We start from the raw sequence: 5,534 nt of genomic DNA on the forward strand, positions 1-5,534 counted from the left end.
AAACGCCCCGACCGATAGGCCGAGGCGTTTGGGATAGGAGCTTGACGATGACCTACTCTCACATGGGGAGACCCCACACTACCATCGGCGATGCGTCGTTTCACTTCTGAGTTCGGGATGGGATCAGGTGGTTCCAACGCTCTATGATCGTCAAGCAATTCGGTTGGGGACGCGGTGTTGGCCGTTTCCCCGAATGGGTATGTGATGTGGTTGCGATTCGCAAATTTTCGGTTGGTGTCGGCTTCGACCGCACCCTCTGGCAGCGCCAGATTGTTTGGGTGTTATATGGTCAAGCCTCACGGGCAATTAGTATGGGTTAGCTCAACGCCTCACAGCGCTTACACACCCCACCTATCAACGTCGTAGTCTTCGACGGCCCTTCAGGGAGCTCGAGGCTCCAGTGAGATCTCATCTTGAGGCAAGTTTCCCGCTTAGATGCTTTCAGCGGTTATCTCTTCCGAACATAGCTACCCGGCAGTGCCACTGGCGTGACAACCGGAACACCAGAGGTTCGTCCACTCCGGTCCTCTCGTACTAGGAGCAGCCCCTCTCAAATCTCAAACGTCCACGGCAGATAGGGACCGAACTGTCTCACGACGTTCTAAACCCAGCTCGCGTACCACTTTAAATGGCGAACAGCCATACCCTTGGGACCGGCTTCAGCCCCAGGATGTGATGAGCCGACATCGAGGTGCCAAACACCGCCGTCGATATGAACTCTTGGGCGGTATCAGCCTGTTATCCCCGGAGTACCTTTTATCCGTTGAGCGATGGCCCTTCCATACAGAACCACCGGATCACTAAGACCTACTTTCGTACCTGCTCGACGTGTCTGTCTCGCAGTCAAGCGCGCTTTTGCCTTTATACTCTGTGCGTGATTTCCGACCACGCTGAGCGCACCTTCGTACTCCTCCGTTACTCTTTAGGAGGAGACCGCCCCAGTCAAACTGCCCACCATACACTGTCCTCGATCCGGATAACGGACCAGAGTTAGAACCTCAAGCATGCCAGGGTGGTATTTCAAGGATGGCTCCACGCGAACTGGCGTCCACGCTTCAAAGCCTCCCACCTATCCTACACAAGCAGGCTCAAAGTCCAGTGCAAAGCTACAGTAAAGGTTCACGGGGTCTTTCCGTCTAGCCGCGGATACACTGCATCTTCACAGCGATTTCAATTTCACTGAGTCTCGGGTGGAGACAGCGCCGCCATCGTTACGCCATTCGTGCAGGTCGGAACTTACCCGACAAGGAATTTCGCTACCTTAGGACCGTTATAGTTACGGCCGCCGTTTACCGGGGCTTCGATCAAGAGCTTCGCTTGCGCTAACCCCATCAATTAACCTTCCGGCACCGGGCAGGCGTCACACCCTATACGTCCACTTTCGTGTTTGCAGAGTGCTGTGTTTTTAATAAACAGTCGCAGCGGCCTGGTATCTTCGACCGGCATGAGCTTACGGGGTAAACCCTTCACCCTCACCGGCGCACCTTCTCCCGAAGTTACGGTGCCATTTTGCCTAGTTCCTTCACCCGAGTTCTCTCAAGCGCCTTGGTATTCTCTACCCGACCACCTGTGTCGGTTTGGGGTACGATTCCTGGTTACCTGAAGCTTAGAGGCTTTTCCTGGAAGCATGGCATCAACCACTTCGCGTCCTAAAGGACACTCGTCATCAGTTCTCGACCTTGATCACCCGGATTTACCTAAGCGACCAGCCTACAACCTTAAACTTGGACAACCAACGCCAAGCTGGCCTAGCCTTCTCCGTCCCCCCATCGCAGTAACCAGAAGTACGGGAATATTAACCCGTTTCCCATCGACTACGCTCTTCAGCCTCGCCTTAGGGGTCGACTCACCCTGCGTCGATTAACGTTGCGCAGGAACCCTTGGTCTTTCGGCGTGGGTGTTTTTCACACCCATTGTCGTTACTCATGTCAGCATTCGCACTTCTGATACCTCCAGCAAGCTTCTCAACTCACCTTCACAGGCTTACAGAACGCTCCTCTACCGCTCATCTTACGATGAACCCGTAGCTTCGGTGCCTGGTTTGAGCCCCGTTACATCTTCCGCGCAGGCCGACTCGACTAGTGAGCTATTACGCTTTCTTTAAAGGATGGCTGCTTCTAAGCCAACCTCCTAGCTGTCTAAGCCTTCCCACATCGTTTCCCACTTAACCAGGACTTTGGGACCTTAGCTGACGGTCTGGGTTGTTTCCCTTTTCACGACGGACGTTAGCACCCGCCGTGTGTCTCCCGTGCTCGCACTTGCCGGTATTCGGAGTTTGCATCGGTTTGGTAAGTCGGGATGACCCCCTAGCCGAAACAGTGCTCTACCCCCAGCAGTGATACACGAGGCGCTACCTAAATAGCTTTCGAGGAGAACCAGCTATCTCCGAGCTTGATTAGCCTTTCACTCCGATCCACAGGTCATCCGCTAACTTTTCAACGGTAGTCGGTTCGGTCCTCCAGTCAGTGTTACCTAACCTTCAACCTGCCCATGGATAGATCGCCCGGTTTCGGGTCTATTCCCAGCGACTAAACGCCCTATTAAGACTCGCTTTCGCTACGCCTCCCCTATTCGGTTAAGCTCGCCACTGAAAATAAGTCGCTGACCCATTATACAAAAGGTACGCAGTCACCTAACAAAGTAGGCTCCCACTGCTTGTACGCATACGGTTTCAGGTTCTATTTCACTCCCCTCTCCGGGGTTCTTTTCGCCTTTCCCTCACGGTACTGGTTCACTATCGGTCAGTCAGTAGTATTTAGCCTTGGAGGATGGTCCCCCCATGTTCAGACAACGTTTCACGTGCGCCGTCCTACTCGATTTCACTTCAAGGACCCTTTCGCGTACGGGGCTATCACCCACTATGGCCGCACTTTCCAGAGCGTTCCGCTAAAATCCAAGAAGCTTAAGGGCTAATCCCCGTTCGCTCGCCACTACTAAGGGAATCTCGGTTGATTTCTGTTCCTCAGGGTACTTAGATGTTTCAGTTCCCCTGGTTCGCCTCTTGACCCTATGGATTCAGGTCAAGATACCGGTCTTATGACCGGTGGGTTCCCCCATTCAGAGATCTCCGGATCAAAGTCTGTTTGCCGACTCCCCGAAGCTTTTCGCAGGCTACCACGTCTTTCATCGCCTCTGACTGCCAAGGCATCCACCGTATGCGCTTCTTCACTTGACCATATAACCCCAAGCAATCTGCTTCTCAGCAGGCCCGAGATGGTGGTGAAGACGACATTCGCCGAAAATTTGCGCTTGAATCGCAAACTCTACCTTGAGCTAATCGATTGCCAGTGAAAGCAATCAATCAGTCACTTCTATCACATACCCAAATTTTTAAAGAACGATTCTGGCAAAGACCAGAAATCAGCATTCAACACCATCGGTGGAACGCTCATTTCTGAGCTCTATCAAGCAATTCACAGCCTGAGCCGGAGTGGTGGAGCCAAGGAGGATCGAACTCCTGACCTCCTGCGTGCAAAGCAGGCGCTCTCCCAGCTGAGCTATGGCCCCAGTGTCAACCGGCCTTACGACCCCGCGACAATTGGTGGGTCTGGGCAGATTCGAACTGCCGACCTCACCCTTATCAGGGGTGCGCTCTAACCAACTGAGCTACAGACCCAATCGCCTTCGCAATTGAATCAAGCAATTCGTGTGGGAACTTATGAGAAAGCTGAAGTCTTCGATTAAGGAGGTGATCCAGCCGCAGGTTCCCCTACGGCTACCTTGTTACGACTTCACCCCAGTCATGAATCACTCCGTGGTAACCGTCCCCCCGAAGGTTAGACTAGCTACTTCTGGAGCAACCCACTCCCATGGTGTGACGGGCGGTGTGTACAAGGCCCGGGAACGTATTCACCGCGACGTTCTGATTCGCGATTACTAGCGATTCCGACTTCACGCAGTCGAGTTGCAGACTGCGATCCGGACTACGATCGGTTTTATGGGATTAGCTCCACCTCGCGGCTTGGCAACCCTTTGTACCGACCATTGTAGCACGTGTGTAGCCCTGGCCGTAAGGGCCATGATGACTTGACGTCATCCCCACCTTCCTCCGGTTTGTCACCGGCAGTCTCCTTAGAGTGCCCACCATAACGTGCTGGTAACTAAGGACAAGGGTTGCGCTCGTTACGGGACTTAACCCAACATCTCACGACACGAGCTGACGACAGCCATGCAGCACCTGTGTCTGAGTTCCCGAAGGCACCAATCCATCTCTGGAAAGTTCTCAGCATGTCAAGGCCAGGTAAGGTTCTTCGCGTTGCTTCGAATTAAACCACATGCTCCACCGCTTGTGCGGGCCCCCGTCAATTCATTTGAGTTTTAACCTTGCGGCCGTACTCCCCAGGCGGTCGACTTAATGCGTTAGCTGCGCCACTAAAGTCTCAAGGACCCCAACGGCTAGTCGACATCGTTTACGGCGTGGACTACCAGGGTATCTAATCCTGTTTGCTCCCCACGCTTTCGCACCTCAGTGTCAGTATCAGTCCAGGTGGTCGCCTTCGCCACTGGTGTTCCTTCCTATATCTACGCATTTCACCGCTACACAGGAAATTCCACCACCCTCTACCGTACTCTAGCCAGACAGTTTTGGATGCAGTTCCCAGGTTGAGCCCAGGGCTTTCACATCCAACTTATCAAACCACCTACGCGCGCTTTACGCCCAGTAATTCCGATTAACGCTTGCACCCTCTGTATTACCGCGGCTGCTGGCACAGAGTTAGCCGGTGCTTATTCTGCTGGTAACGTCAAAACAGCAAGGTATTAACTTACTGCCCTTCCTCCCAGCTTAAAGTGCTTTACAATCCGAAGACCTTCTTCACACACGCGGCATGGCTGGATCAGGCTTTCGCCCATTGTCCAATATTCCCCACTGCTGCCTCCCGTAGGAGTCTGGACCGTGTCTCAGTTCCAGTGTGACTGATCATCCTCTCAGACCAGTTACGGATCGTCGCCTAGGTGAGCCTTTACCTCACCTACTAGCTAATCCGACCTAGGCTCATCTGATAGCGTGAGGTCCGAAGATCCCCCACTTTCTCCCGTAGGACGTATGCGGTATTAGCTCGAGTTTCCCCGAGTTATCCCCCACTACCAGGCAGATTCCTAGGCATTACTCACCCGTCCGCCGCTCGCCGGCATCCCGAAGGACCCGCTGCCGCTCGACTTGCATGTGTTAGGCCTGCCGCCAGCGTTCAATCTGAGCCATGATCAAACTCTTCAGTTCAATACTGATCGGGTTTTGAAAAAACCCTAAACTTGGCTCAGCAATCGCAAATAACTCTCGAATTAACGAGTGTTTACTCGTGATGCTGATAATCTTGCGACCACCAGTCTTACCTCACAAGCACCCACACGAATTGCTTGATTCAGTTGTTAAAGAGCGTTTCGATCAAGCCTTTCGTCTCAACCGAGGCCGCGCATTCTACAGCAGCCCTTCTTCGCGTCAAGCACTTTTTCGAAAATCTCTTTTCTACTCAACCGCTTGCCCCGCAGCCAGTACAACCTCCCTGACTGCGAGGCCGCGAATCATACAGCCATGG

General features: G+C 53.3%; 2 tRNA genes and 3 rRNA genes. All 5 read right to left on the reverse strand.

Features of this window, described 5'->3' with window-relative positions:
- Positions 1-39 precede the first annotated feature (39 nt).
- The 5 genes from rrf to D7325_RS18975 all read right to left on the reverse strand — a co-directional run bounded on the left by rrf (position 40) and on the right by D7325_RS18975 (position 5,218).
- Positions 40-155 (reverse strand): 5S ribosomal RNA (gene rrf, locus D7325_RS18955).
- 130 nt (positions 156-285) lie between these two features.
- Positions 286-3,175: ribosomal RNA gene (locus D7325_RS18960) — 23S ribosomal RNA — on the reverse strand.
- 256 nt (positions 3,176-3,431) lie between these two features.
- Positions 3,432-3,507: transfer RNA gene (locus D7325_RS18965), tRNA-Ala, on the reverse strand.
- A 32-nt stretch (positions 3,508-3,539) separates the two neighbouring features.
- Positions 3,540-3,616 (reverse strand) — tRNA-Ile (locus D7325_RS18970).
- 65 nt (positions 3,617-3,681) lie between these two features.
- Positions 3,682-5,218: ribosomal RNA gene (locus tag D7325_RS18975) — 16S ribosomal RNA — on the reverse strand.
- The 16S, 23S and 5S rRNA genes sit together here with 2 tRNA genes alongside, the layout of an rRNA operon.
- Positions 5,219-5,534: the final 316 nt, after the last annotated feature.

It is taken from the genome of Stutzerimonas urumqiensis (assembly GCF_003640395.1).
GTDB classification, from domain to species: domain Bacteria; phylum Pseudomonadota; class Gammaproteobacteria; order Pseudomonadales; family Pseudomonadaceae; genus Stutzerimonas; species Stutzerimonas urumqiensis.